Raw genomic sequence first — 25,207 nt, forward strand, 5'->3', positions numbered from 1 at the left:
CGAGCGGAGGAACGACGTCCCGATGAGTATCGATCTGCACAACGCCGTGGCGGTGATCACCGGCGCCGGCAGCGGGATCGGCCGTGCCGCCGCCCACGCCTTCGCCCGGCGCGGCGCGCGTGTCGTGGTCACCGACCTCGTCGGCGAGCGCGCACACACCGTGGCCGGTGAACTCGGCGACCTGGGCGCCGCCTTGGAGTGCGACGTCACCAGCCTCGACGACCTGCAAGCGGTGCGGAAACTGGCCCTCGACCGCTTCGGCCGCATCGACCTGGTCATGAACAACGTCGGCATCCTGGCAGTCGGCCCCGTCGAGGACATTCCCCTGGACGCGTGGCAACGCGTCGTGGACGTCAACCTGTTGGGCGTCGTCCGCAGCAACCTGGTGTTCCTGCCACACCTGTTGGAGCAGGGATCCGGTCACGTCGTCAACACCGCTTCCACGGCAGGCCTGTTGCCCTACGGATTCGACCGACTGCCGTACACCGCGACCAAGCACGCGGTGGTCGGTCTGTCCGAGGCGCTCGCCCTGTACCTGCGCCCGCGCGGCATCGGCGTCTCCTGTCTGTGCCCGGCCGGTGTCGCCACCAACATCGTCGAGCAGATCAGTTTCTATGGGGAACCGGCACCGCCCCGAGGCCCCGACTTCCCGGTCCTGGACGCGGATTCGGTCGGCGAACTCGTCGCCGAGGGCGTCACCCACGACCGTTTCCTCATCCTCACCGCACCGCAGGCCGCCGACGAGCTGCGCGAGCACGGTGCCGATGTCGACGCCTATCTGTCCCGTCTGACGAAGGAAGCCCCATGAGCAGCACACTCGACCGGCTCCGCCTGGACGGCAAGGTCGCCGTCGTCACCGGGGGCGCCGGCGCCATCGGCCAGGTCTACGGCCGGGCACTCGCCGAGGCCGGCGCCGCCGTCGTCCTCGCGGACCTCAACGGCGAAGGCGCCGAGCAGGCCGCCAAGACACTGGCCGCCGACGGACTGCGCGCGCGCGGCGTGCAGGTCGACATCACCGACCGCGACTCCGCGGCCGACCTGGCAGCGAAGACCACCGACGCCTTCGGCGGCATCGACATCCTTGTGAACAACGCCGCGTTGATGGCCGAGATCCCCCAGGTCGACATCCTGGACCTGCCCACGGACTGGTTCGACCGCGTCATGCGCGTCAACGTCCTCGGCGCCGTCATCTGCGCGGGCGCGGTGAAGGCCTCCATGGTCGAGCGAGGCGGCGGACGCATCATCAACCAGGTCTCCGCAGGCGCCTTCATGGGCGGCGGCATCTACGGCGTCAGCAAACTTGCCCTGGTCAACATCACCGTCGGCCTCGCCCGCTCGCTCGGCCCGCTCGGCATCAACGTCAACGCCATCGCCCCCGGCCTGGTCGAGAACGAACCCGGCCTGCGCAGCCTCCCCGCCGACCACCCCGCACGCGCCGCCCTTACGGCCGCCATCCCGGGCAAGAAGTCCGCGCCCGCCGAAGACCTGCTCGGCACGCTGCTGCTGCTCGCCTCCCCGGCCGGCGAATGGATCAACGGCCAGGCCATCAGCGTCGACGGCGGCTGGGTCACCCGGCTGTGACGCGCGCCGGGACACGGGTGGGTTTCATCGGACTGGGCAGCCAGGGCGCGCCGATGGCCCGCCGCATCGCCGAGGAGTCGTTCCCTCTGACGCTGTGGGCGCGTCGCCGTACGTCCACGGACGCCTTCGCCGATACGGCCGCCACGGTGGCGGCGACCCCGGCCGAGCTGGGGGCGGCGAGCGACATCGTGTGCCTGTGCGTCGTGGCGGACGCGGACGTCGAGGACGTCCTCCTGCGACCCGACGGCGTACTGACCGGCATGGCTCCCGGCGGGGTCGTCGTCCTCCACTCCACCATCCATCCCGACACCTGCCGACGCGTCGCCGACGAGGCCGCCAAGCGGGAGGTCGCCGTGGTGGACGCTCCGGTCAGCGGCGGAGGCGGAGCGGCCGCGGAACGCAGGCTCCTGGTCATGGCCGGCGGACAGGAGGCGGACGTCGCCCGCTGCCGCCCGGTGTTCGACACGTTCGCCGACCCGGTCATCCACCTCGGACCGCTGGGCAGCGGCCAACTCGCCAAGCTGCTCAACAACTTCGTGTTCACCGCCCAGGTCGGCCTGGCGCTGGACACCTACTCCCTCGCCGACGGACTCGGCATGGACCGCACCGCCGTCGCACAGGTGCTCGCGCACGGCACCGGCGGCAGCCGCGCCGCCGCGATCCTCGCCGCTTCCGGCTTCAACACCGACGGGCTGCGCCGGGCCCTGCCGCTGCTGCGCAAGGACGTCGGCCTCCTGCTCGACGTCGCCGACACGGCCCGCGCTCCCCGGCCCCGGACGCTCGCGGACCTCACCACGCACACCCTGTCGACGCTGGACCGGAGTCCGGCGCCCTGACCACCGCCCCACCCGGACGACCCCAAGGCGGCACCGACATGACCACATCCCTGTCCCACGACCTCGGCACCACCGGCCCCCTCGTCGACGGCACCTGGCTCGACACCACGTCCGCCGGCCGACAGGACCACATCAACCCCGCGACCGCCCGCGCCAACGGCACCGTCCTGCTCGCCGGACCGCAGGAGGTCGACGCGGCCGTCGCTTCGGCGAAGAACGCCTTCCCCGAGTGGCGGGCGATGTCCCCGGACCGGCGCCGCCGCATCCTCCAGCGCGTCGAGGATCTGATGCTGGAGCGCGTGCCGGAACTCGCCCGGCTCAACACCTTCGAACTCGGCGTCCCCTTCCGTACGTCGGCGGGGCTGGCCCACCTGTCCGCCGGCTGGTTCGGCTACTACGCCGGCTGGGCCGACAAGCTGGAGGGCGCCACCATCCCGGCCAGCCCGCGCATGGTGCCGGGCCTCGACTACACCGTCCCCGAGCCGTACGGCGTCATCGGCATCATCCTGACCTGGAACGGCCCGATCATGTCGGTCGGCATGAAGATCGCCCCCGCGCTCGCCGCCGGGAACTGCGTCGTCGTCAAGTCCCCCGACCTGGCCCCCTTCACCGTGGCCCGGTTCGCCGAGATCGCCCTGGAGGCCGGGCTGCCCCCGGGCGTGCTGCACGTCCTGCCCGGCGGCCCGGAGGCCGGAGAGCGACTGGTCCGTCACCCCGACGTCGCGAAGATCTCCTTCACCGGCGGCATCCCGACCGCGAAGAAGATCCTCGACGCGGCCCGCCACACCCTCAAGCCCGTCCTGCTCGAACTCGGCGGCAAGACGGCCGACATCGTCTTCCCCGACGCCGACCTCGACGAGGCCGTCGCCGAGACCGTCCGCTCCTGCTACACCCTCTCCGGCCAGGGCTGCAACCTCACCACCCGCATGCTGGTCCACCGCGAGGTGTACGACCAGGTGGTCACCGCCACCGCTGAGGCGGCCGGCGTCCTGCGCGTCGGAGACCCCTTCGACCAGTCGACCGCCCTCGGCCCGGTCGTCGGCAAGGCAGCCCACGAGCGCGTCCTCGGCATGATCGAACGCGCCGCCAAGGACAGCCGTGTCATCGCCGGCGGCCACGCCACCGACCCCTCCACGCTGCCCCCGGACAACCGCGACGGCTACTTCATCGACCCGACGGTCCTCGCCGACGTCGACCCGCACAGCGAGGTCGGACAGCACGAGGTCTTCGGTCCCGTGCTGTCCCTGATCCCCTTCACGACCGAGGACGAGGCGGTCGAACTGGCCAACTCCACGCCCTACGGCCTGGGCACCGCCGTACACACCCATGACGTGTCCCGCGTCCAGCGCATCGTCCCGCACCTCGAGTCGGGCACCGTCCTCGTCAACGGCGCCTCGGGCCAGCCGCCGGGCGCCCCGTTCGGCGGCTACAAGCAGAGCGGCTACGGGCGTGAAGGCGGCAAGGAGGGCCTCTACGAGTTCCTCCAGACCAAGAACGTCTTCATCCGCGCGTAAGGCGGTGCGCCATCCGGCCGCAGGAGGCCAGGATCGCCGACTCGTCGTTCTGGCGTGATGTGTTCCCGAGCCACACCCGGCCCGCCCGGGCCACCCCACAACCTACGGAGGCCTCATGGATTACACCCAGGCGGACCGCACCCTGGCAGAGGTCCTGCCCGCCCACGAACCACCCTCGGTTGCCACCCCGTTCGGCCGCGCCGCACGGGACTTCCTCTACGGCGAGGTCTGGTCACGCCCCGGCCTGAGCCGCCGGGACCGCCGCTGGGTCACCCTGACGTGCGTGGCCGCTGCCGACTCGCCTCAGCCCATCGAGGACCACGTCCACGCGGCACTCGCGAGCGGCGACATCGGCCTCGAGGCCATGCTGGAGTTCGTCCTGCACTTCGCGGTGTACTGCGGCTGGCCCAAGGCGTCCCACGTGGAGGGGGCCATCGCTCGGCAGTGGGACCGCATCCACCGCGAACGCGGCGAACAGACCCCTCCCTGGCCGCAGTTGGGCGACGACACCCTCGGCCCCGCAGCCTGGGACGAACGGCTCGCACGCGGCGTGGAGGAGTTCATCGACGTCAACCTCACGCCCGCACCGCCCCCGAACTCGCCGTACCGGCACGCCGGCATTCTCAACTTCGTGTTCGGGCACGTCTGGCAGCGCCCCGGGCTGACCCGGCGCGAGCGCCGGATCGTCACGGTCGCCAGTGTCGCCCTCGATGACTCGCCCGTCCCCCTCCAGACGCATGTCAGGGCCGCGCTCCACTCCGGAGACCTCGGCAAGGAGGAGATGGACGAGATCGTGCTGCAGTTCGCCGCGTACTACGGCTTCGCCAAGGGGGAGGCCCTCGCGGACGCGGTGGAGACAGCGTGGGCGTCCAAGGGCGAGGCCGACATGGCCCGGCAGACGCTCTGACCGGCTTCCGCGCCGTGAGCCGTCGCTCCAGACCATTGTGTTTTGTCCGAACCTGTTCGTAAGCTTTCCACATGGAAGGTATTGAAACGTTTCAATGCCTTCGGGGGGAGGGACACCCCTGCTTCCAGCGCTGTGTGCTTACGAAGGGAATCTGAGCCGTGACCGAGGAGAACAGACGTGCGCTGAGCCGCCGACACATGCTCGGCATCATGACGGCCGCGGCGGCCGGGGCCTCGCTCCCGCTCGCCGCCGCGCCCGACGCCGAGGCGGCGAGCACGACGGCAGCGCGCGGGCACCGTGCCGCACCGGCGGAGTTGCAGGTCAACTCGCGGGTCGCTCCCGTGGGAACGGAGACCCCGCCGGCGTTCAGCTGGCTGCCTCCGGTGGCCGGGCAGACGGCGTACGAGATCCAGGTCGGAACCGGGCCGGGCAGGGCCGACGTCTGGCGCAGCGGCAAGGTGGCGAGTTCGAACAGCGTCGAGGTGGCCTACCAGGGCGGGCCGCTGGACTCGGGGCGGGCCTACTTCTGGCGGGTGCGGGCCTGGGACGAGAAGGGCGCCCCCGGCCCGTGGAGTGAGCCGGCGACGTGGGAGACCGGCCTGCTGAGAGGCGAGAAGGACTGGTCGGGCGCACGGTGGATTGGCGGACGCGAGACCCGGGACCACGACTGGAAGGACCTGACCGGAACCGTCGTCTTCCGAGGCGGCCCCGACCCCGCCGGCGGGCTGTCCCTGCTCCTGCGCGCCGAACCCATCGGCAAGACCTGGGGCGAGGGTCTCAACTGGACCGTCCGGCAGAGCGGCGACGACATGCAGCTGGTCATGAGGACCAGCCACTACGCCGGCAACACCTGGGTGGACGACGGCACTTCGGAGCCGGACTGGGGCGTCAACCACTACGACCCGCAGAGCGAGACCAACCCCACCACCGCGGGCACCCGCAGCGTCCCGGTCGGCACGGTCACCCTCCCCGCCTCCACCGGACTGACCAAGGACACCTGGGCCACGCGTGACCACACGGTGGTGGTCGCCGTGACCGGCCTCACCGTGACCACCACCGTCAACGGCGTCGAGGTCGACAGCCGCACCCTCACCGGCGACCAGATCCGCCGTCACGGCAGCTTCGGCTTCGCCGGCGGCACCAGCGCCACCGTCCGCAGCGTCGAGGTGACCGGCACCGGAGCCGCCGACTTCTCCGTCGACCTCACCACGGGCACGAACCCGTTCGAGAACGGCATCGGCACTCTCGCCGGCCTCACCTTCCCCCCGAAGAACCCGTTCATCCCGTCCAAGAACAGCGTGCTGCCCATCGCCAACCCGGCACCTGTCCTGCGCCGAGCGTTCGCCCTTCCCAAGGGCCGCCGCATAGCCAAGGCCCGGCTGCACCTGAGCGCGGCGGGCAACGTCACGTTCACCGTCAACGGCGACCCGATCACCGTCGACGGCGAGCGGGCGACCACGAGCCGGACCAACGTGCCCAGACTGCTCACCGACCAGAGCACCTACGACCGCACGGTCCTCTACGACACCTTCGACGTGACCGAACTGCTCCACTCCGGACAGGAGAACGTCGTCGCCGCGGAACTCGGCCGCGGCTGGTACGGCGTGACCACGCCCCAGGAGTGGTACTGGCAGCTCGCGCCCTACGCCGGCCAGCCGCGCCTGCGCGCGAAGCTCGTCGTGACCTACACCGACGGTTCCGCCACCACGCTGATCACGGACAAGGACTGGCTCGGCACGGACGGGCCCACGACGTACGACTCCGTCTACTCGGGCGAGAAGTACGACGCCCGGCGTGCGGAGGAACTGGGGGAGTGGCGCTCGGCCGGCTACCGCACCGGCCGCGAGTGGAGCCCGGCCACCGTGCTGATCCCGCCGGGCAGTTGCTCGGGCCCTTCACCGAAGTACCACGGCGCGCTGCCCGCCACGACGATTCCCGTCGGTTTCAGACCCGCCGTCATGAGGGCGCACGAGGCGGAGCCGGTGCTGGTCGGCCAGACGCTGCGCCCGGTCTCCCTCACCGAGACGGCCCCCGGATCGGGGACGTGGGTCCTGGACTACGGCCAGATCCTCACCGGCCTCGTCCGCCTCCAACTGACCGGCATACGCCCGGACAAGGAGGGCCTCACCCTGCGGATCCGCGGCGGCAACCGGATCAGCGCGGGCGATGGCACGGCCGCCTCCCCGCTGTCCGTCGAGGAGGAGAACTTCCAGCACGACGCCAACCTCCAGACGCACTACTACACCCTCGGCAAGCGGCCGACGCAGACCTGGGAGCAGCAGTTCAGCCACTTCGGCTTCCGCTACCTGGAAGTGATGAACCTGGAGGCGGTCCTCGGACGGGCCCCCGACCCGAAGCGGGACGCGGACCTGCTGACCGTGGGCGTCGCGCGCACCGGTTTCGCCCGCACCGGCACCTTCACCACGGACAACGCGCTGCTCAACCGCCTTCAGCGCAACCTGGAGTGGGCCGAGCAGAACAACCTCGTCCAGAAGCCGACCGACACCCCGTCCCGTGAGAAGAACGGCTGGACCGGCGACGCCATGGCCAGCTCCGAGTCCGAGTCCCTCACCTGGGACGTCAACGCCGTGCTCACCAACTACCTGCGCCACTTCCCCGACACCCAGATCTCCACCGGCCAGCTGCCCATGTTCGTCCCCATCGCCAAGGGCGGCTACGGCTACGACCGCACCCCCGGCTGGAACGCCACGTGGAAGGCGGTACCGGCCTGGGACTCGGCGTACTTCGTCATCCCGAGGGAGCTGTACACGTACTACGGCAACAGCAGCCTCTTCGCCGACCTCTACGACCACCAGGACACGCTCCTGACGTACTACGAGACGCTGTTCACCGCCGAGAACGACTACAAGTTCGAGGCCTCGCTGGGCGCCTACTCCGGCGCCGAGCCGCCCGGCAGCAACGCCGTCATCAGCCTCGCCTTCTACATCCACTTCTGCGACTACATGGACGAGGTGGGCCGCAGACTCGGCCGCACCGAACGCGCCGCCCACTACGCCCAGTTGGCGCGCACTCTGCGCAAGGCGTTCATCGCGAACTACTGGGACGCCGCCCAGGGCCACTTCACCCAGGGCAGCATCTCCAGCGAGAACGCCCTGGCCATCGCCTTCGACCTGGTTCCCGGCTCGGACCTGAAGCCCGACGACCCCCGCTACCTGGCGGGCACGAAGCCGGTCGCCGAGAACAAGAAGGCCCTCGCGAAGCTATTGGCCGACCGGATCGTGGCCGCCGACCAGCACATCCAGAACGACATGTACGGCTCGCGCTACGAGTTCAACATCCTGAGCGAATACGGCTACACGGACGTGGCGTTGAAGGCCGTCACCCAGACCGGCATCCCCGGCTACGTCTACCAGATCGCCAAGGGCGCCACCTCGCTGTGGGAACAGTGGACCGACCGGCTCTCGGTCGACCACCACTACCGCTCCAACGTGGCCACGTGGTTCTACCAGAGCCTGGCCGGCATCAAGCCGACCGAGACCGCCTACGAGTCGCTGCGCATCCGCCCGTACATCCCCTCGACCCCGGTCAACAGCCGGGTCCCGAAGAACACCGACGACACCGACCTGTCTCCCGCGACCCTCGACCACGTCAGTGCCTCGATCGACACCGTGCGCGGCACGGTCTCCTCGGAGTGGAGACGCCGCCCGGACGGCCGGATCGACCTCGCGGTGACCGTGCCGTACAACACCGAGGCCGAGATCTGGGTGCCCACACTGGGCAAGCCCGTCAGCGCGCCCCGGGGTGCCGCCTTCGTCCGTGACGACATCTCGGGCGGTGCGCCCTACAAGGTCTACCGGGCGCGTGCGGGCTCGTACCGCTTCAACGCGTGACCTGGCCAGTTCCCTTCTGCGTGGGTCGCGCGGAAGGGAACTCGGCAGCAAGGGTGTTCACCGCGCTGTGCCGACCGCGGCCGACCAGGTATGCGGCGAGGGCGAGGAGTGCGGCCAGGGCGATGAGGCCGCAGACGGCACCCCAGCCGAACTGGACGTAGGCACGGGTGCCGAGCCATGATCCGGCACTGCCGCCGAGGAACGTGCAGGTCATGTAGCCGGTGTTGAGACGGCTGCGGGCCTCTGGTCGCAGGGCGAAGATGCGGGCCTGGTTGGCGACTTGGCCGCACTGCACCGCCACGTCCAGCAGGAGCAGCCCGGCGGCCAGGGCCACGAGTCCCGCGGCTCCACCCAGTGAGCCTCCGGTGAGTACCGCCGCCGCGGCGAGGGCGGCCAGGACGCACCACAGGTTCACCCGGTCGGCACCGAGCCGGTCCACCCAGCGTCCGGCCGCGGGCGCGCAGAACATGCTGCCCGCCCCGATCAGGGCCAGCAGGCCCACCGCCTGTGTCCCCATGCCGTACCGGGGGCCGGTCACCAGGAGGGCCAGGGCGGTCCAGGCCGCGCTGAACCCGCCGAAGACGGTGACCTGGAAGAGCACGGAGCGCTGTAGCTCCTTCTCGGTGCGCAGCATCCGCAGAGTGTCGGCGAGCAGGGTCGGATAGCGATCGTGCACGGCCGGGACGTCGTTGGGCAGGGCGAGGCCGAGAACGACGGCGAGCAGCCCGGTCAACACGGCGGCGACGAGGTACGGCGCACGCCAGCCCAGATGCTCGCCCAGTACGCCGCCGAAGGTGCGGGCCAGCAGGATGCCGCCGATGAGGCCGGCCTGCAGGGTGCCGATCACGCTGCCCCGTCGATCGGGCTCGACCAGACCGGCCGCCATGGGCAGCAGGAGTTGCGGGACCACGGTCGCGATACCCACCACGGCGCCGGCCGCGAGAAGCGGGCCGGTGGCCGGAGCTAGACCGGCGGCCAAGAGGGCGAGGCCGGTCGTGGCGAGCAGCCCGGTGATCAGCGGGCGGCGGGGGAGGCGGTCGCCGAGCGGCACCAGCAGGAAGATGCCGACGGCGTAGCCGAGCTGGGTCACCGTCGCGACGATCGCCGCGGTGGCCGGGGCGACCCCCAGTCCGTCGGCGATGAGCGGGGTGAGGGCCTGGGGGAAGTAGACGTTCGCGACGCCGACACCACAGGCCAGCGCCATCAGCAGGGGCAGCTTGCGGGACATCGTTCCTCTCCAACCGAACGAACTGGATGGTTCGTTTTCGAGGCTGACATGTCGGCATTGGATTCGTCAAACGAACCAGTTCGTTACCCTGGCATGCATGGCATATGACTCCACGGCGACCAAGGAACGCATCCTCGCGGCGGCGACTGCGGAGTTCGCCGCGCACGGGGTCGCCGGTGCCCGGGTGGACCGTATCGCCGCCGGGGCCAGGGCCAACAAGCGTGCGATCTATGACTACTTCGGGGACAAGAGCAAGCTCTTCGCCGTCGTCCTCGAACGCGTGCTGGCCGACCTCGCCGAGGCCGTGCCGCCGAGCGACGACCTGCCCGGCTACGCCGAGCGCCTCTTCGACTACCACCGCGCTCACCCGGAGGCCCTGCGCCTGGTGATGTGGGAGGCCCTGGAGATCGGCGAACAGCCCGTCCCGGCGGAAGAGGCCCGCACCCGCCACTACCAGGACAAGATCGACGCCGCCGAGTCCGCAGGTCCGGGCGGCGACGCGCGTACCCGCGTGTTCTTCACCCTCGCCCTGACCGGCTGGAGCATCGCCATGCCCCAACTGCGGCGCATGGTCCTCGGTGCCGACTACGGCCTCGACGATCTCCGCGTGGACCTCGCGCGGGCGGTACGGAGCTTGCCGACGGAGGCGGGGTCTCCCGGCCCGGTGTAGCGCTCGGTGTCAGGTTGAAGTGGTCGGGGCGGGCCGGGGGTATCGGCTCGCCCCGACCGGCGGGGCACAGGGGGAGTTGAACCGCGGTGCGGTCCGTGCCCCGCGTCTGTGGCGCTCGCAGCGCCTCACACCGCGAGCGTCTCCTTCGGTGCCGCGACGTCCTCCTTACGTCCGCCGGGGCGCCGGCCGAGCTTCTGCGCGATCTCGGCGCGCTTGTGCTCGCGCCTGGCCTTCGCCTCGTCCTTGCGGACCTGCTCGGCGGCCTCCTCCATGGCCTTCAGCTCGGCTCGTACGGAGTCGGTCGGGCGGCGCTCGATGACGGCGTCGTAGCGCATGGCCAGCAGGTCCAGGGCCTGGGTGTCACTCTCCCTGACCTCGGCCAGGAGGGCTGTGCCGCCGGGCGGGACCTGTTGGACGAAGGTGCCGACGGCGGCGGTGGTCTCTTCTGCCCGCTGGTAGTCGTAGCCTCCGCCGATCAGCGCGCCGACGCCCACACCCATCAGGACGCCGAGGGGTCCGCCGAGGATGCCGACCAGCGAGCCGACCAGTCCGCCGACCGCTGTGTTGCGCCCCTGCTCGGTGTCCATTCCCTCCGGGACGCGCACCGCGCCGTCCTCGAGGCGCTCGATCAGCACGGCGGCGCGGACCTCCGTGGTGGCGGGGCTGAGGTGCTTCAGGTCGCTGAGTGCCTGGTAGGCGGCGGCGCGGTCGGGGAAGCGCAGGGTGACGGCGTTCTCGTTCACGGACATGAGCTCTCCTTCGGTCGGTGGACCCGCAAGGGGTCAGGTATGAGGGGGACGGCCACGGTGTCGACCTCGACGGGACTTCCGCGACCGTCTGTGAGACAGTATGTATCGAAGAGAAGTTGTGAGTCAATGCGTCTCACAAGTTGCCGAGAAAGAGGTGTTCCGATGCTCCGGAGCAACGACGACCCCCGCGCTCTGCGCAGCCGCGCCGCCGCCCTGGCCGCCGCCACGGAACTCCTCGTCGAAGGCGGCCCCGAGAACGTCACCCACGCCACCGTCGCCAAACGGGCCGGAATCGGCCGCGCCACCGTCTACCGGCACTGGCCCGACCAGCAGGCCCTCCTTCTCGACGCACTCGCGGGCGACGTCCGCCCCCTGCTCTCCTTCGACGACAGCCCCGTCCGCGACCAGCTGGTTTTCCAGGCGGAACAGCTGGCTCATCGCCTCAACCAGCCGAGCGCCGTGTCGATCCTCGCCACGGTCATCCAGCGGGCCGAGCGGGACGAGGAGGCGCGGCGCCTCCGCGAGGAGATGTTCGGCCAGGCCGATGAGGACCTCACCCGCGCGCTGGCCGCCGCCGTGGAACGCGGCGAACTCCGCCCCGGCACCCAGGGACACGCCAGGGATCTCGTCGCCCGCATCATCGGACCGCTGCTCTTCGAACGCTTCCTGCACGGCGTACACCTTGAAAAGGACCTGGTGGTCAGCCTGGTCGACGCCGCGCTCGCGCCCTGGCTGCCGAACGCGTGACCGCGCCCGACTCGGTCCGGCGCCGGACACTCGCCGGAGCGGCTGCCGACTCGTCCACGCCGCTCACGTCCGCTTCGGCCACCTCGCCCGAGCTGCGGGCCGGACTCCGCGTGTTGTCTGCGGACGCTCGGCGCCGGGGCGATGAAACGGGCGGATCCGCCCGCCTGCTCGATGGTCTTGGCCAGGGCCTCTCCGCGGGTGCGGTCTCTCCCGTGAAGGACGACCTCCGCACCCTGCTCGGCCAGTCGCTGCGCCACGGCACGGCCGATGCCCGCGGTGGCTCCGGTCGCGAGGGCAGTGCTGCCCTGCAGCGGGGTACCGGCACTCATCACGTTCTCACTTCCTGTCCGCGCAGGTCGGGTTCATGGCCAGAAACTATGCACCACAGATGTTCTTATGACAAGACTATCTGGCAGGCTGTGCAAGTGCGGTACATTGGCCAGATGAGCGCATCCCCTTCCTCTGCCAACGGAGCCGGGGTCGAGTCGGAGCTGGGGTGGGCAATCCGCACGGTCTCCTCGACCTTCGGTCGAATGGCCACCAGTTCCGTGGCGGACCTGCCGGGCGGGCCCCGGGGCTACCTCGTCCTGGTCGCCCTGGCCCACGGCGAGCCCCCGTCCCAGCTCGCCCTCGCACAGCAGGTGAACCTCGACCGCACCGTCGTGACGTACCTGCTCGACGATCTCGAGGCTCGTCAGCTGATCACGCGCAGGCCCGACCCGCGGGACCGACGGGCCCGCCAGGTCCTGATCACCGACGAAGGACGCGCCCACCTCGAACGCGCCCAACACGGCCTCTCCCTCGCCGAGGCACGCCTGCTCGCCGACCTCGACGAGGACGACGCCCACCACCTCCGCCGTCTTCTCATGCGGGTGGCCCAGACGGCTCAGCGCGAGGCGCTCATCCCGGACAACGACTGCTGAACCCCCACCCGACCGGCGGGCGTGTGTCAGCTATGGGGCCTCTTCGCTCAACGCACATAGAGTCATCGCAGGTGCGCGCCGCGATGACTTTCAGCGTGCGTTGAGCGAATTGGGTGATGTGATGTCGGATACGCCGATCAACACCAGGGCGCAGCGCCGCGCCCGTACGCGTTCGGCCATCCTGAATGCCGCCCGGCAGGAGTTCTCCAAGTCCGGCTACCAGAAGGCCACGATCAGGGCGGTGGCCGAACGGGCGGGGTGCGATCCCTCACTGGTCATGCAGCACTTCGGCAGCAAGCAGGAGCTGTTCCGGGCCGCGGTGCAGCTGAATCTGGACATGGCGGCAGTGGCAGCCGGACCGGCCGAGGAATTGAGCGAGCGGCTGATCCGCGCGGTGTTGGAGCCGATGGACGAACAACCGGAGGCGACCGCCTCCACCTTCCGCTCCATGCTCACCCACGACGAGAGCGCCGAGGAGGCGTTGAAACTCTTCAACGTAACGGCCATCGCTCAGCACAGCCGCGTTTCGGGCGCACCCGACGGCGAATCGAGCGAGCTGCGTGGCCAGTTGGTGGCCGCACTGACGCTGGGTGTCGCCATCACGCGCTACCTACTGAAGGCCTCCGCAGTCGAGCATGCCAGCGTCGATGACCTCGTCGCCCATCTGCGCCCGGCCGTCGAGGCACTGCTGCCGGAATCAGCACTGAAGGGCCATCAGAAAGCCGACTGAGGCCTCGCCTCGCCCGTCCTCCAGCCGCGACGGGGCGGGCAGCGCCGCCCTGAGACATCAGAGGCGGCTGTGACGGGTGCGGCTGGCGCATGTCGCTCCGCTGCCGACCATATCGCCGGCCGCCCGCATCGGGCGTGACCGGCCACAGCGCCGGACGGACCAGCGGCCGGAGGACCGGCACCGGGTCGATGCTGCTGGGTGACACACAGTGCGAATTCGCCCTGCCGTCCATGCGGACCAGCGGCACCCTCACACTGAACGGAAAGACCCAGAAGATCTCCGGAGAGAGCTGGCTGGACCGGCAGTGGGGCGAAACCCCCGTGGACGATCCCACCATGCGCTGGACCTGGATGAGCGTCCGCCTGCCGAACAACGACACGCTCGCCCTCTGGGACGCCGTGAACAGCAAGAGCGAGAACTCCTGGGCCACCGTCCTGCATCCGGACGGCTCCTACGACCTGGCGGCGGTCAAGCCCCTGGCCGGCGGCGTCGACAGGACCTGGACCAGCGCCAAGACCGGCAAGACCTATGCCACCGGCTGGCATGTCGAGATCCCCTCGCTGAAGACCCGTCTCACCGTCCGCGTCAACGGCCCCGAGGACCAGGAGGCCGCGGACAAGGCCGGCGACGGCGTCTACGAGGCGCCGGCTGTCTACACCAGGGTCTACGAGGGCAAGAAAGTCACCGGCACGAACTACACCGAGCAGGTGGGCGACTGGAGGCACTGACCACGTCCTGGACGGCGAGCACAGTAGTCCTCCCGCGCGGAACATGCCATTTCACACCTCGCTACCGGCTCTTTGCGTTACCGGGGGCCAGTAGGCCGTCCATCACCAGTGCGGCCAGGGCCTCCGCCTTGGCGAGACGGTCCGCCTGCGTCATGTGCTCGTAGCCGCCCATGCGCCGGGCCAGCGGCTCCTGCACCAGTCCTGACACCGGAAGGATGAGGGCGAAGAACACGACGTCCATCGAGACCCGCGTCATGCGCCCGGATGCCATCAGCCTCTCGATGCTGGGCGCGACGAGGGCGAGCGTCGGTTCGATGTAGCTCTGGTAGAGGTAGTCCAGCCGCTCGGTGTCCCGCGCGGATTCGTCCGCCATCAACATGGCCAGGTACGGCTCGCCGATGGTCGTGCGGTAGAACTCCCTGACGAACTGCCGCACCACGTCCTCGTCGTCGCTCCCCGGGGCGGCCGGCACCATGCGCGTGAGCTGAGCCCCCAGGGCGGCATCCACCACCGCACGCCAGTAGGCCGCCTTGGAACCGTAGCGGTCATTGATGAAGGTGGGGCCGACCCCGAGACGGCGCGCGAACTCCCGCGCGGACGCCCGGTCGTATCCCAGTTCCGCGAACGCCTCCAGGCCCCGCAGCAGCACGTCCGGCGCCGAGGGCAACTCGGCGGAATCCGCGCCGGGACGCCCCGGGCGTCGCGTGGTGGTCGGCTTGCCTCCCACGTGTCCTCCTCAGTCGGCTCTGCGGGCGGGCGCCCGTCAATCGCACCAGCGTATCCGCCCCGGTCGGTACGGCTGAGCACCGTCCGAGGTCAGCGCCGGTCCCGGATCCGACGCAGCGGCCCCTGCCCGGACACCGGCTTGACACGGGCAACCATTTCAATAATCCTACGAGTGTTGGATATTTCTTTCGGGTGCCCGATGCGAAGCACCCGAGGACAGACGCCGCCCGCCGACGAGCCGGCGCAGCGTCCATCCGGCGTCAGCGGATTTCCCTTCCGCCCACAACTGCAACCTTCGAGAGTACGAAACCGTTTCGTACATTCATGCAATCCGTGCAGTCCATCTGCACAAGGAGTCATCATGCGCAAGACCACTGTCGGCGCGCCCACCGTCACCGCCGCACTCATCGCCTCGCTCGCCCTCGCCTCGGGCGGAACGGCCACCGCGACCACAGCCTCCGGGCAGGGACTGAGGCAGACCAGCCTCCCGGTCGCCGTCGACCCCGCCGCGGACCTCACCGCCCACCCCGACCGGCTCAACGAGTCCTGGTACGTCACCGCGCACGTGACCGCCGGAGGCCACCACTACGGATTCATGGCCAACCACCTGATTTCTGGCGACGCCAAGACGGGGCACACCCTCTCGACCGTCTCGCTCATCGACGAGGACACCGGCTGGTACACCAAGTCGGAGATCGCTCTTCCGCCCCGCACGGGCCTGTCCGGCAAGCAGGGCGTGGACATCCACACCGACAACATCAGCTGGACCGGCGACGCCAAGGAACAGAAGCTGCGTGCCAAGGTCCCCGAGGGGACCATCGACGTCACCTTCCGCCCCCAGGGCAACGTTCTCTACAACATGGGGACGGGCTACTTCCCCATGTTCGGCGACGCCAAATACCCGAACTACGAATACGCCTTCCCCACCATGCAGACCTCGGGGGCGTTGACCCTGAACGGCCGCACCGAAAAGGTCCGCGGGCGGTCCTGGCTGGACCACCAGTGGGGGCCCCTTCCCGACATCGCCGCAGGCAATGCCTCATGGTCCTGGATGAATCTCGACCTCTCCAACGGCGACGAGGTCAGCCTCTGGAAGACGAAGGAGAACAAGGAGAACACCTGGGCGACCGTCCAGAAGCCCGACGGTTCCCAGACCGTCGCCGAGGCGACCCTCACACCTGACAGCTCCACCCTCTGGACCAGCCCGACCACCGGCAAGAAGTACCCCACCCGCTGGAAGGTCACCATCCCCGGCGAGCACGCCAAGCTCAACGTCGAGACGTACGCCAAGGACCAGGAACTGACGGTCCCCGGGCCTCGCTACGAAGGCAGCGCAGCCGTCACCGGTACCTACGGCCACCGCACGGTCACCGGCACCACCTACGTCGAGCTCACCGGCGGACAGTAGCCGTCCGCGGCCGCCGCACGACGACTCGGCCGCAAGACCCTTCTGCCTGCCCACGTACTGCCCAACTGCCCTATCCTTTCGCCCGGTTCTGGAGTTTCGTCATGCCTCGAACACCCGCCGACACGTCGGACGTGGCCACCGTGTCCGCCCTTCCGTCTGCCGACGCACCGCCTCGCCACCGCTGGTGGATCCTTGTCGTCATCGGCCTGGCCCAGCTCATGGTGGTGCTGGACGCGACGATCGTGAACATCGCCCTGCCCTCGGCCCAGAAGGACCTGGGCTTCTCCGACGGTGACCGGCAGTGGGTCGTCACCGCCTACGCCCTCGCCTTCGGCAGCCTGCTCCTGCTCGGGGGACGCATAGGCGACCTCTTCGGCCGCAAGATGACCTTCCTGGTCGGGCTGGTCGGCTTCGCCGGCACCTCCGCGCTGGGCGGCGCCGCCACCAGCTTCGAGATGCTCGTCGTCGCCCGTGCCGGGCAGGGCCTGTTCGGTGCCCTGCTCGCCCCGGCCGCCCTGTCCCTGTTGACCACGACCTTCACCGATCCCAAGGAACGCGCCAAGGCCTTCGGTGTGTTCGGCGCCATCGCCGGTGCCGGCGGAGCCATCGGGTTGCTGCTGGGCGGCGTGCTGACCGAGTACCTCGACTGGCGCTGGACGCTGTACGTCAACCTCGCCTTCGCCGCGGTCGCCTTCGTCGGCGGTGTGATCCTGCTGCAGCGCACCACCCGCGACAAGTCCGCCACCCTCGACATCCCCGGCGCGCTCCTGGTCATCAGCGGCCTGTTCTGCGTGGTCTACGGCTTCTCCAATGCCGAGAGCCATGACTGGAGCTCTCCGCAGACGTGGCTCTTCCTCGTCGCCGGAGCGGTGCTGCTCGCCGTCTTCGCCTGGTGGCAGACTCGCGCCGCCCACCCCCTGCTGCCGCTGCGGGTCCTGCTCGACCGCAATCGCGGCGCCTCCTTCATCTCCGTTCTGATCACCGGCGCCGGCATGTTCGGTGTCTTCCTGTTCCTGACCTACTACCTCCAGCAGAGCCTGGGCTACACGCCCGTCAAGACCGGACTGGCGTTCCTGCCCATGGTCGCCGGTCTCATGCTCGCCTCCACCCTTGCCACCACCGTGCTGATCCCCCGTATAGGCCCCAAGGCGATCGTGCCGCTGGGTATGGGGCTCGCCACCGCCGGCATGGTCTGGCTCACCGGGCTCGACCTGAACAGCAGCTATGCCACCGACATCATGCCCCCGCTGGTCGTGGCGGGTCTCGGCCTCGGCCTGGTGATGGCCCCGGCCATGAGTCTGGCCACCGCGGGCGTGGGTGCCGAGGATGCCGGCGTGGCCTCCGCCGCCGTCAACACCATGCAGCAGGTCGGCGGCTCCCTCGGCACCGCCCTGCTCAACACCCTCTTCTCCAGCGCTGTCACCAACTACCTCGACGGCAAGAACCCGGCGGACCCGGTCGTCCAGGCCAAGGCCGGCCTGGAGGGCTACTCCACCGCCTACTGGTGGTCGGCCGCCTTCTTCGCCGTCGGTCTGGTCATCAGCGTCGTCCTCTACCGCCGAGGTGTACCTACCCACGACCCGGACGCGGCGCCCGTCGTCCACATGTAGGACCCCGACGGGCCGCGACCGACCGCCCCCCGAGACGGCCCGCCCGCCAACCCGGCGGGTCGCCTCGGCCCGGCATCCGAGCACTGTCGTCGCTGACGTCGCATCCCCACACCCGGCAAGGAGAACGACCGGCATGGCCTCCGTACTCATCGTCAGCGACCAGTCCTTGCAGCGACTCGGCCTCCGTATGCTCCTGACCGCCGAGCCCGACCTGACCGTCGTCGGCGAAGCGGCCAGAGGAGCCGAGGCGGTCCGCCTGAGCGTTTCGCTGCGGCCCGACGTCGTCCTGATGGCCATCCCTCCTCTCGACGCGGAGGGCATCGAGGCCATCCGACGCATCACCCGATCCGTACGCCTTCTCCCCGACTCCGCCGGAGCGGATCAGGTCCCGCCCCGCGTCCTGGTCCTGGCCTCGACCGGTCGCGAGGGACACGCCCAAGCCGCCCTGCGCGCCGGAGCCGGGGGAGTCCTCCCGCACGACGCCGGCCCGGACCAACTCACCGCCGCTGTCCGCATCGTCGCCACCGGAGACGCCGTCATCACCCCCGGCCTGACCCGCGCACTCATCGACGCCGTCTGCGAACAGCGCACCCCCTATCCCCTTGACCAGCACACCGGGTCCGACGCCTTCACCGGACGCGAACGCGACGTCCTCCTCGCCGTGGCCTCGGGCTGGTCCAACGCCGAGATCGCCGCCCGGCTGTGCATCGCGCCGGCCACCGTCAAATCACACGTCAGCCACATCCTCGCCAAGATCCGGGCCCGCTCCCGCGTCCAGGCGGTGACCTACGCCTACGAATCCGGCCTCGTACAACCGGCGGCCTGACGGCTGTTCAGTTCGAGGTTGCACGATTTCTTCACAAAGATGAGGGCGGAATTATGCATGAAGGTTCAAGTACTCGCATTAGGGTCCGATCATGAAAGGCCCGAAAGAGTTCCGTCCTTCTCCCGGTCTTGCTGATCTGGCAAACCTGATCCGATTTCCCGCCGCCCTCAGCGTTCCCGGTGACGTCCTTGCCGGTGCTGTCGCTGCGGGTGGGACGCCCCGGCCCCGTATTGTCGCCACGATGGCGTCGTCCGTCGCCCTCTACTGGGCCGGAATGGCGCTCAACGACTACGCGGACGCGACCGTCGACGCGGTGGAGCGCCCCGAACGTCCCATACCCGCCGGGCGGGTTGCCCGCCGTACCGCGCTGGCCACCGCGTGCGGCCTCACGGCTGCGGGCCTCGGCCTCGCCGCCCTGGCGGGCGGGCGGCGGGCGTTGAGTGTGACGCTTCCCCTGACCGGACTGGTATGGGCGTACGACCTGGGTCTGAAGTCCACACCCGCCGGTCCCGCCGCGATGGCGGGCGCAAGGACGCTGAACGTGCTGGCCGGCGCGGAGCCAGGGCGCCGGGCGACCGCGGTGCCGGCCGCCCTGCTGGTCGGCGCGCACACCTACACCGTCACCGCGCTCAGCCGCCACGAGGTGTCCGGCGCGCCGCGCGCCGTACCCGTCGCCACCCTGGCCGGCAGTACGGCAACCGCCTTGGCCGCCGCCGCGCTTCCCGCTCTGCGTCGGGGCGGCCGGGCGGCGCGGGTCGGTGCCGCTGTCGGAGCGCTCGGCTATATCGCCTCGTACGGCACGGCGCAGGCGCGGGCCGCGCGCGAGCCGTCGGCCGCGAACGTCCGGCAGGCCGTCGGCACCGGGATCATGTCGCTGCTGCCCCTCCAAGCCGCGCTCACCGCCGCCGGCGGTGGCACGGGCCTGGCCGGTGTGCTGGCCGTGGCGCATCCGCTGGCGCGCAGGCTCGCCCGGAAGGTGTCACCGACGTGAGCCCGATACCCGGTCCCGCCGGGCGGCTCCGGTTCGGTTTCGGGACCAACGGTTTCGGCTGCCACCGGCTCGACGATGTGCTGAGTGTGCTCGCCGACCTGGGGTACGACTCGGTCGGCCTCACGCTCGACCACGGTCACCTCGACCCGTTCGCCGCCGACCTGCCTCGTCAAGTCGCCCGTCTCGCACGGCGGTTGGACCGGCTCGGCCTGGCGGTGATGGTGGAGACGGGGGCGCCGTATCTGCTGGACCCGTGGCACAAGCACGTCCCCACGCTGATGTCGGCCACGGACGCCGGGCGGCGCGTCGACCTGCTGGCGCGTGCGGTGCGCATCGCGGCCGACCTCGGCGCCCCGGCCGTCCAGTTGTGCAGCGGCCCGGCACCCGAGGGTATGGCGGCGGGGGAGGCCTGGAAGCGGCTGGCCGCCGGCTGCGAGGAAGTCCTGGGTATCGCCCAGGAGTACGGGGTGGCGCTGGGGTTCGAGCCCGAGCCGTACATGTTCGTCGACACCGTGGAACGTGTGGTGGATCTACGACGCCGGCTGGGCGACCCCGACCTGTTCGGCATCACGCTCGACATCGGTCACGCCCACTGTGTCGACGACCTGCCTCTGCTGGGCTGTGTCGAACTGGCGGCGCCGTATCTGGTGAACGTGCAGATCGAGGACATGCGGCGCGGCGTCCACGAGCACCTCGAACTCGGCACGGGCGAGATCGACTTCCCGCCCGTCCTGGCCGCCCTGAAGGCTTCGGGCTACCAGGGACCGGTCTCGGTGGAGATCCAGGGCGCGTCCCTGAACGCCCCCGAAGTCGCCCGCCACTCCCTGGAGTTCCTCAAGGCCGCTGAGCCGCTCTGAAGCTGCGGCGATCCGTCCTGTACTGCCATCTCGCCACTCCCACAAAGTCGCGATCGAACACACATTCCAAAAGGAGGCATGCGCGGTGGCCCCACCCATCCCTACCGCCCTAGACCACCACCTCACCCCGGAGGCGCGGCGCTGGCTGACGGATGCCGTCGCCCGCGTCGGCGACGACCCGACAGCGGTGCGCACCGTCTTCCCCGCCGTCGGCCGACACTGCGGGCGCGGACCGCTCGTCGACGGCTGGACGGTGGCGGACGCCGCCCGAGCCCGCCTGCTCGCCGCCCTGCCGCTGCGCGGAGCGGCACTCGCCGAGGAGATCACCGCCCTGCACCGGTACGGCGACAGCGCCGAACAGCGTGCGGTGCTGCGCTCGTTGGCGCTGCTGGAGGATGCGGACGCCTCGTTCGCCGACCTGGGGGTGCCCCTCGTGCGTGCGGCGCTGCGGGGCAACGACACGGACCTGATCGAGGCGGCCCTCGGCCCCTACGCCGCGCGGCACCTGGATGAGGACGGCTACCGGCACGCCGTACTGAAGTGCGTCTTCTGCGGCATCCCCCTTGACCGTGTGGCGGGCCTCACGGAGCGCGCGGACCGCGAACTCGCCCGCATGCTGGCCGACTTCGCCCACGAACGGGTCGCCGCCGGCCGTGACGTGCCCTCCGACATCTGGCCGATCGTGCGCGCGCACCCCGGCGCGCTGGAGGCCTCGGGACTGCCCGCGGAAGCCACCTCGTCCTCGTCCGACCGCCGAGCCGCCGCCGCAGCGGCGCTCGCCGCCTTCACCGGAGCTGAATGATGCGTATCTTCGACCCCCACATCCACATGACCTCGCGCACCACCGACGACTACGAGGCGATGTACGCGGCCGGTGTCCGGGCGGTGGTGGAGCCGTCGTTCTGGCTCGGCCAGCCCCGCACCTCCGTGGACAGCTTCACCGACTACTTCGACGCGCTGCTCGGCTGGGAGCCGTACCGCGCCGCGCAGTTCGGCATCCAGCACCGCTGCACGATCGCCCTCAACCCCAAGGAGGCCAACGACCCGCGCTGCGCGGGGGTGTTGGACGTGCTGCCGCGCTACCTGGCCAAGGACGGGGTGGTGGCTGTCGGCGAGATCGGCTACGACTCCATGACACCCGAGGAGGACGAGGCCCTGGCCCGCCAGCTCGAACTCGCCGTCGAGCACGACCTGCCGGTCCTCGTCCACACTCCGCACCGCGACAAGGCCGTCGGCACCCGCCGCACCCTCGACGTGGTCCGCGAGTCCGGCATCCCGCCCGAGCACGTCCTCGTCGACCACCTCAACGAACTCACCGTGTCCATGGTCGCCGACAGCGGCTGCTGGATGGGCTTCTCCATCTACCCGCACACGAAGATGAGCGAGGACCGCATGGTGCGGATCCTCCAGGAACACGGCACGGAGCGGATGCTCGTCAACTCGGCCGCCGACTGGGGGCGCAGCGATCCCCTCAAGACCCGCAAGACCGCCGACGCGATGCTCGCCGCCGGCTTCGACGCCGACACCGTCGACCAGGTCATGTGGGGTAACCCGGTGGCCTTCTACGGGCAGAGCGGGCGACTGGACCTGGAGGACGTCAAGCCGGACGAGACGGCCCTTTTCGAGGGCAACTCGGTCAAGCGCGGCGGGGAGTGAGGCCACCGTGCGCTTCCGGCACACCGACGGCACGACCGTCCACCTCGCCTACTGCAGCAACGTCCACCAGGCCGAGGACCTCGACGGAGTGATCGCCCAACTCGCCTCCCACGCCGAGCCCGTACGGGAATCACTCGGCGCCGACCTGCTCGGCATCGGCCTGTGGCTGGCCCGAGACGTGGTCACCGAACTGTCCGCCCGGCCCGACGCCGTCCACCGACTGCGGACCGAGTTGACCGCACGCGGACTGGAGACCGTCACCCTCAACGCCTTCCCCTACGGCGGTTTCCACCGCGAGGTGGTCAAGAAGGACGTCTACCTGCCCGACTGGACCGACCCCGCCCGCCTGCACTACACCGTCGACTGCGCCCGGGTGCTCGCCGGACTGCTGCCCGACGACGCGCGACGCGGCAGCGTCTCGACCCTGCCCCTGGCCTGGCGCACACCCTGGCCACCGGCCGCGCGCGACACCGCCCGCCGGGCTTTGGACCAACTCGCTGCCGAACTCGCCGAGTTGGAGCGCGACACGGGCCGTATGATCCGGGTGGGCTTCGAGCCCGAGCCCGGATGCGTGGTGGAGAATACCGTCCAGGCCGCCCGGGAGCTCGGGGGACTGGACCCCGAGCGGCTCGGCATCTGCCTCGACACCTGCCATCTCGCCGTGCAGTTCGAAGAACCGGCGCAGGCACTGCGTCGCCTCGCCGACGCCGATCTCCCGGTGGTCAAGGTCCAGGCGTCCAGCGCCCTCCAGGCCGACGATCCCGCCGACCCGGCCGCGCGCCGGGCGCTCGCCCGGTTCGCCGAACCCCGCTTCCTGCACCAGACCCGTACGGCCCCCGGCGGTGCCGTCACCGGCGTGGACGACCTCCCGGACGCCCTCGCCGGGGGGCTGGACCCCGCATCCGCCTGGCGGGTCCATTTCCACGCGCCGTTGCACGCCGAGCCCGAACCACCGCTGCGCACCACTGCCGCCGAACTGACCACCGCCCTGGGCGAGTTGCTCGGCGGCCCGCACGCCGTCTGCGACCACGTCGAGGTCGAGACCTACACCTGGTCCGTCCTGCCCGAGCACCTGCGCCCGCACGACCGCTCCGGTCTCGTCGTGGGCCTGGCCGCCGAACTCGCCTGGACCCGCGACCGGTTCGAGGAACTCGGCCTGCTTCCCCAGTCCCTCACGCGAAAGGAGACCGTCTCATGACGAGACTGGTCGTTCTCGACATCGCAGGCCTCACCCCCCGCCTGCTACAGCACATGCCCGCCGTCTCGGCCCTCGCTGCACAGGGTTTCCAGGCCCGGCTCAACCCCGTGCTGCCCGCCGTCACCTGCTCGGTGCAGTCCACCCTCCTCACCGGCGCGCCGCCCGCCGAGCACGGCGTCGTAGGCAACGGCTGGTACTTCCGCGACCTGGGCGAAGTCCTGCTGTGGCGCCAGCACAACGCCCTCGTAGGCGGCGAGAAGCTGTGGCACACCGCCCGCCGCGCCAAGCCCGACTACAAGGTCGCCAACGTGTGCTGGTGGTACGCCATGGGCGCCGACGTCGACCTCACCGTCACCCCGCGCCCCGTCTACTACTCCGACGGCCGCAAGGAACCCGACTGCTACACCTGGCCCCCCACTCTGCACGACGAACTCACCACCAGGCTGGGCCCGTTCCCCCTCTTCACCTACTGGGGCCCCAACGCGGGCATCCCCTCCAGCCAGTGGATCCTGGCCGCGGCCCGCCAGATCTTCGACGAACACCGCCCCGACCTGACCCTCGTCTACGTCCCCCACCTCGACTACGAACCCCAGCGCTCCGGCCCCGGCTCACCGCAGTCCGCCCGCGAGGCCCGACGGCTCGACGACGCGCTGCGCCCCCTGCTGGACCACTTCCGGCGCGAGGACGCCACGGTCGTGATCTTGAGCGAGTACGGCATCGCGCCCGTCTCCCGCCCGGTCGACATCAACCGCGCTCTGCGCCGGGCCGGGCTGCTCGAAGTCCACACGCAGGACGGCATGGAGTACCTCGACCCGTGGACCTCCCGCGCCTTCGCGGTCGCCGACCACCAGGTCGCCCATGTCTACGTCCGCGACCCCGCCGACACGGACGCGGTGGCGGACATCATCGCCGAACTCCCGGGCGTGGAGCAGGTGTTGGACGAGAAGGGCAAGGCGTTCCACGGGCTGGACCACGAACGCTCCGGCGAGCTGGTCGCCATCGCGGAGCCGGACGCCTGGTTCACGTACTACTACTGGCTGGACGACGAACGCGCCCCGGACTTCGCCCGCCAGGTAGAGATCCACCGCAAACCCGGCTACGACCCCGCCGAACTCCTCTACGACCCGACCGTGCCCGGCGTGAAGGCACGCGCCATCGGCCAGGTCGCCCGCAAGAAGGCGGGCCTGCGCTACCGCATCAAAACGGTCCCCCTGGACCCCTCCGGCGTGCGCGGCAGCCACGGCCGCCTCCCGCAGGACCCGCAGGACAGCCCCGTCCTGCTGTGCTCGCGCCCCGGTCCCGCCCGCGACGACATCGAGGCGACCGACGTCAAGGACCTGCTCCTCACCCTGGCCGGCATCACTACCCCCTGACTGACGTCTTGGGGGAGCGGTGCGCTGGGGCTCGATGAGTGATGTCACCGAGCCCCACCCAGCCCCCGTGCACCTGAAGTGGCGGTCGTTCACACCGC

Annotated in this window: 23 protein-coding genes and 1 pseudogene; 20 read left to right on the forward strand and 4 right to left on the reverse strand. The window is 70.4% G+C overall.

Features of this window, described 5'->3' with window-relative positions; translation table 11 throughout:
* The first annotated feature begins 22 nt into the window (after positions 1 to 22).
* From SSP08S_RS47685 to SSP08S_RS47710, 6 genes are all read left to right on the forward strand, one after another.
* Positions 23 to 808: an SDR family oxidoreductase gene (locus SSP08S_RS47685; RefSeq protein ID WP_019074742.1), complete on the forward strand. Its 786-nt coding sequence runs from the start codon at positions 23 to 25 to the stop codon at positions 806 to 808.
* Positions 805 to 1,581 (forward strand): SDR family oxidoreductase, encoded by a 777-nt coding sequence (locus tag SSP08S_RS47690; protein ID WP_019074743.1) that lies wholly within the window; start codon positions 805 to 807, stop codon positions 1,579 to 1,581. The genes SSP08S_RS47685 and SSP08S_RS47690 overlap by 4 nt, the downstream gene beginning before the upstream one ends.
* A 17-nt stretch (positions 1,582 to 1,598) precedes the next feature.
* Positions 1,599 to 2,417: an NAD(P)-dependent oxidoreductase gene (locus tag SSP08S_RS47695; RefSeq protein ID WP_019074744.1), complete on the forward strand. Its 819-nt coding sequence runs from the start codon at positions 1,599 to 1,601 to the stop codon at positions 2,415 to 2,417.
* Positions 2,418 to 2,455: 38 nt separating this feature from the next.
* Positions 2,456 to 3,931, forward strand: coding sequence for an aldehyde dehydrogenase family protein (locus SSP08S_RS47700; RefSeq protein ID WP_019074745.1), 1,476 nt, complete (start codon positions 2,456 to 2,458; stop codon positions 3,929 to 3,931).
* A 115-nt stretch (positions 3,932 to 4,046) separates the two neighbouring features.
* The gene (locus SSP08S_RS47705; protein WP_019074746.1) at positions 4,047 to 4,838 is read left to right on the forward strand and encodes a carboxymuconolactone decarboxylase family protein; all 792 of its coding nucleotides are present in this window, start codon (positions 4,047 to 4,049) and stop codon (positions 4,836 to 4,838) included.
* 158 nt (positions 4,839 to 4,996) lie between these two features.
* Entirely contained in the window at positions 4,997 to 8,689 is a 3,693-nt protein-coding gene (locus tag SSP08S_RS47710) for a family 78 glycoside hydrolase catalytic domain (RefSeq protein WP_245608108.1), read from the forward strand.
* On the opposite strand, the gene SSP08S_RS47715 is transcribed toward SSP08S_RS47710, so the two are convergent.
* Positions 8,679 to 9,917: an MFS transporter gene (locus SSP08S_RS47715; RefSeq protein ID WP_019074748.1), complete on the reverse strand. Its 1,239-nt coding sequence runs from the start codon at positions 9,915 to 9,917 to the stop codon at positions 8,679 to 8,681. The two genes, SSP08S_RS47710 and SSP08S_RS47715, sit on opposite strands and share 11 nt — an antisense overlap.
* A 97-nt stretch (positions 9,918 to 10,014) precedes the next feature.
* On the opposite strand from SSP08S_RS47715, the gene SSP08S_RS47720 reads away from it, so the two are divergent.
* Complete coding sequence (locus tag SSP08S_RS47720) at positions 10,015 to 10,587, forward strand: TetR/AcrR family transcriptional regulator (RefSeq protein ID WP_019074749.1); 573 nt, start codon at positions 10,015 to 10,017, stop codon at positions 10,585 to 10,587.
* A 125-nt stretch (positions 10,588 to 10,712) separates the two neighbouring features.
* Here the strand turns inward: SSP08S_RS47720 and SSP08S_RS47725 are convergent, their stop codons facing one another.
* Positions 10,713 to 11,336 (reverse strand): DUF1269 domain-containing protein, encoded by a 624-nt coding sequence (locus SSP08S_RS47725; protein ID WP_019074750.1) that lies wholly within the window; start codon positions 11,334 to 11,336, stop codon positions 10,713 to 10,715.
* Between the two features lie 162 nt (positions 11,337 to 11,498).
* Here SSP08S_RS47725 and SSP08S_RS57510 point away from each other — a divergent pair, with 162 nt between their 5' ends.
* Positions 11,499 to 12,083 carry a TetR/AcrR family transcriptional regulator gene (locus SSP08S_RS57510; protein WP_019074751.1) on the forward strand — a complete coding sequence of 195 codons (585 nt, stop codon included), beginning with the start codon at positions 11,499 to 11,501 and terminating at the stop codon, positions 12,081 to 12,083.
* Between the two features lie 149 nt (positions 12,084 to 12,232).
* Here the strand turns inward: SSP08S_RS57510 and SSP08S_RS61385 are convergent.
* Positions 12,233 to 12,412, reverse strand: a pseudogene (locus SSP08S_RS61385) (SDR family NAD(P)-dependent oxidoreductase); the annotation flags it as partial.
* A gap of 204 nt (positions 12,413 to 12,616) precedes the next feature.
* Here SSP08S_RS61385 and SSP08S_RS47735 point away from each other — a divergent pair.
* The 3 genes from SSP08S_RS47735 (at position 12,617) to SSP08S_RS57520 (ending at position 14,464) form a co-directional block, all read left to right on the forward strand.
* Complete coding sequence (locus SSP08S_RS47735; protein WP_019074752.1) at positions 12,617 to 13,006, forward strand: MarR family winged helix-turn-helix transcriptional regulator; 390 nt, start codon at positions 12,617 to 12,619, stop codon at positions 13,004 to 13,006.
* A gap of 100 nt (positions 13,007 to 13,106) precedes the next feature.
* Positions 13,107 to 13,736 carry a TetR/AcrR family transcriptional regulator gene (locus tag SSP08S_RS57515; protein WP_158697323.1) on the forward strand — a complete coding sequence of 210 codons (630 nt, stop codon included), beginning with the start codon at positions 13,107 to 13,109 and terminating at the stop codon, positions 13,734 to 13,736.
* Positions 13,737 to 13,870: 134 nt separating this feature from the next.
* Entirely contained in the window at positions 13,871 to 14,464 is a 594-nt protein-coding gene (locus SSP08S_RS57520; RefSeq protein WP_158697324.1) for a lipocalin-like domain-containing protein, read from the forward strand.
* A gap of 61 nt (positions 14,465 to 14,525) precedes the next feature.
* Here the strand turns inward: SSP08S_RS57520 and SSP08S_RS47750 are convergent, their stop codons facing one another.
* Positions 14,526 to 15,191 (reverse strand): TetR/AcrR family transcriptional regulator, encoded by a 666-nt coding sequence (locus SSP08S_RS47750; RefSeq protein ID WP_019074755.1) that lies wholly within the window; start codon positions 15,189 to 15,191, stop codon positions 14,526 to 14,528.
* A gap of 360 nt (positions 15,192 to 15,551) precedes the next feature.
* On the opposite strand from SSP08S_RS47750, the gene SSP08S_RS47755 reads away from it, so the two are divergent.
* The 9 genes from SSP08S_RS47755 to SSP08S_RS47795 all read left to right on the forward strand — a co-directional run bounded on the left by SSP08S_RS47755 (position 15,552) and on the right by SSP08S_RS47795 (position 25,109).
* Positions 15,552 to 16,598, forward strand: a complete 1,047-nt coding sequence (locus SSP08S_RS47755) for a lipocalin-like domain-containing protein (protein ID WP_019074756.1) — start codon at positions 15,552 to 15,554, stop codon at positions 16,596 to 16,598.
* A gap of 101 nt (positions 16,599 to 16,699) precedes the next feature.
* Positions 16,700 to 18,208 (forward strand): MFS transporter, encoded by a 1,509-nt coding sequence (locus SSP08S_RS47760; protein ID WP_019074757.1) that lies wholly within the window; start codon positions 16,700 to 16,702, stop codon positions 18,206 to 18,208.
* A gap of 133 nt (positions 18,209 to 18,341) precedes the next feature.
* On the forward strand, positions 18,342 to 19,034 hold the full coding sequence (locus tag SSP08S_RS47765; protein WP_019074758.1) for a LuxR C-terminal-related transcriptional regulator: 693 nt from the start codon (positions 18,342 to 18,344) through the stop codon (positions 19,032 to 19,034).
* 91 nt (positions 19,035 to 19,125) lie between these two features.
* Positions 19,126 to 20,025 carry an SCO3242 family prenyltransferase gene (locus SSP08S_RS47770; RefSeq protein WP_043260332.1) on the forward strand — a complete coding sequence of 300 codons (900 nt, stop codon included), beginning with the start codon at positions 19,126 to 19,128 and terminating at the stop codon, positions 20,023 to 20,025.
* On the forward strand, positions 20,022 to 20,882 hold the full coding sequence (locus SSP08S_RS47775; RefSeq protein ID WP_019074760.1) for a sugar phosphate isomerase/epimerase family protein: 861 nt from the start codon (positions 20,022 to 20,024) through the stop codon (positions 20,880 to 20,882). Before SSP08S_RS47770 ends, SSP08S_RS47775 begins: the two co-directional genes overlap by 4 nt.
* Positions 20,883 to 20,967: 85 nt before the next feature.
* Complete coding sequence (locus tag SSP08S_RS47780) at positions 20,968 to 21,684, forward strand: EboA domain-containing protein (RefSeq protein WP_019074761.1); 717 nt, start codon at positions 20,968 to 20,970, stop codon at positions 21,682 to 21,684.
* A complete protein-coding gene (locus tag SSP08S_RS47785; protein ID WP_019074762.1) occupies positions 21,684 to 22,538 on the forward strand; it encodes a TatD family hydrolase in 855 nt (284 codons plus the stop codon). The genes SSP08S_RS47780 and SSP08S_RS47785 overlap by 1 nt, the downstream gene beginning before the upstream one ends.
* 7 nt (positions 22,539 to 22,545) lie before the next feature.
* Complete coding sequence (gene eboE / locus SSP08S_RS47790) at positions 22,546 to 23,736, forward strand: metabolite traffic protein EboE (protein ID WP_019074763.1); 1,191 nt, start codon at positions 22,546 to 22,548, stop codon at positions 23,734 to 23,736.
* Positions 23,733 to 25,109: an alkaline phosphatase family protein gene (locus SSP08S_RS47795; protein WP_019074764.1), complete on the forward strand. Its 1,377-nt coding sequence runs from the start codon at positions 23,733 to 23,735 to the stop codon at positions 25,107 to 25,109. The genes eboE and SSP08S_RS47795 overlap by 4 nt, the downstream gene beginning before the upstream one ends.
* Positions 25,110 to 25,207 lie beyond the last annotated feature (98 nt).

Origin of the sequence: Streptomyces hokutonensis (assembly GCF_000376565.1) — a bacterium.
Classification (GTDB): domain Bacteria; phylum Actinomycetota; class Actinomycetes; order Streptomycetales; family Streptomycetaceae; genus Streptomyces; species Streptomyces hokutonensis.

Excerpts from the sequence above, each read along its gene's own strand:
- SSP08S_RS47685 (WP_019074742.1), top strand. The coding sequence starts at position 23 with ATGAGTATCGATCTGCACAACGCCGTGGCGGTGATCACCGGCGCCGGC.
- SSP08S_RS47690 (WP_019074743.1), top strand. The coding sequence starts at position 805 with ATGAGCAGCACACTCGACCGGCTCCGCCTGGACGGCAAGGTCGCCGTC.
- SSP08S_RS47700 (WP_019074745.1), top strand. The coding sequence starts at position 2,456 with ATGACCACATCCCTGTCCCACGACCTCGGCACCACCGGCCCCCTCGTC.
- SSP08S_RS47705 (WP_019074746.1), top strand. The coding sequence starts at position 4,047 with ATGGATTACACCCAGGCGGACCGCACCCTGGCAGAGGTCCTGCCCGCC.
- SSP08S_RS47715 (WP_019074748.1), bottom strand. The coding sequence starts at position 9,917 with ATGTCCCGCAAGCTGCCCCTGCTGATGGCGCTGGCCTGTGGTGTCGGC.
- SSP08S_RS47720 (WP_019074749.1), top strand. The coding sequence starts at position 10,015 with ATGGCATATGACTCCACGGCGACCAAGGAACGCATCCTCGCGGCGGCG.
- SSP08S_RS47725 (WP_019074750.1), bottom strand. The coding sequence starts at position 11,336 with ATGTCCGTGAACGAGAACGCCGTCACCCTGCGCTTCCCCGACCGCGCC.
- SSP08S_RS57510 (WP_019074751.1), top strand. The coding sequence starts at position 11,499 with ATGCTCCGGAGCAACGACGACCCCCGCGCTCTGCGCAGCCGCGCCGCC.
- SSP08S_RS47735 (WP_019074752.1), top strand. The coding sequence starts at position 12,617 with ATGGCCACCAGTTCCGTGGCGGACCTGCCGGGCGGGCCCCGGGGCTAC.
- SSP08S_RS47755 (WP_019074756.1), top strand. The coding sequence starts at position 15,552 with ATGCGCAAGACCACTGTCGGCGCGCCCACCGTCACCGCCGCACTCATC.
- SSP08S_RS47760 (WP_019074757.1), top strand. The coding sequence starts at position 16,700 with ATGCCTCGAACACCCGCCGACACGTCGGACGTGGCCACCGTGTCCGCC.
- SSP08S_RS47765 (WP_019074758.1), top strand. The coding sequence starts at position 18,342 with ATGGCCTCCGTACTCATCGTCAGCGACCAGTCCTTGCAGCGACTCGGC.
- SSP08S_RS47770 (WP_043260332.1), top strand. The coding sequence starts at position 19,126 with ATGAAAGGCCCGAAAGAGTTCCGTCCTTCTCCCGGTCTTGCTGATCTG.
- SSP08S_RS47785 (WP_019074762.1), top strand. The coding sequence starts at position 21,684 with ATGCGTATCTTCGACCCCCACATCCACATGACCTCGCGCACCACCGAC.
- SSP08S_RS47795 (WP_019074764.1), top strand. The coding sequence starts at position 23,733 with ATGACGAGACTGGTCGTTCTCGACATCGCAGGCCTCACCCCCCGCCTG.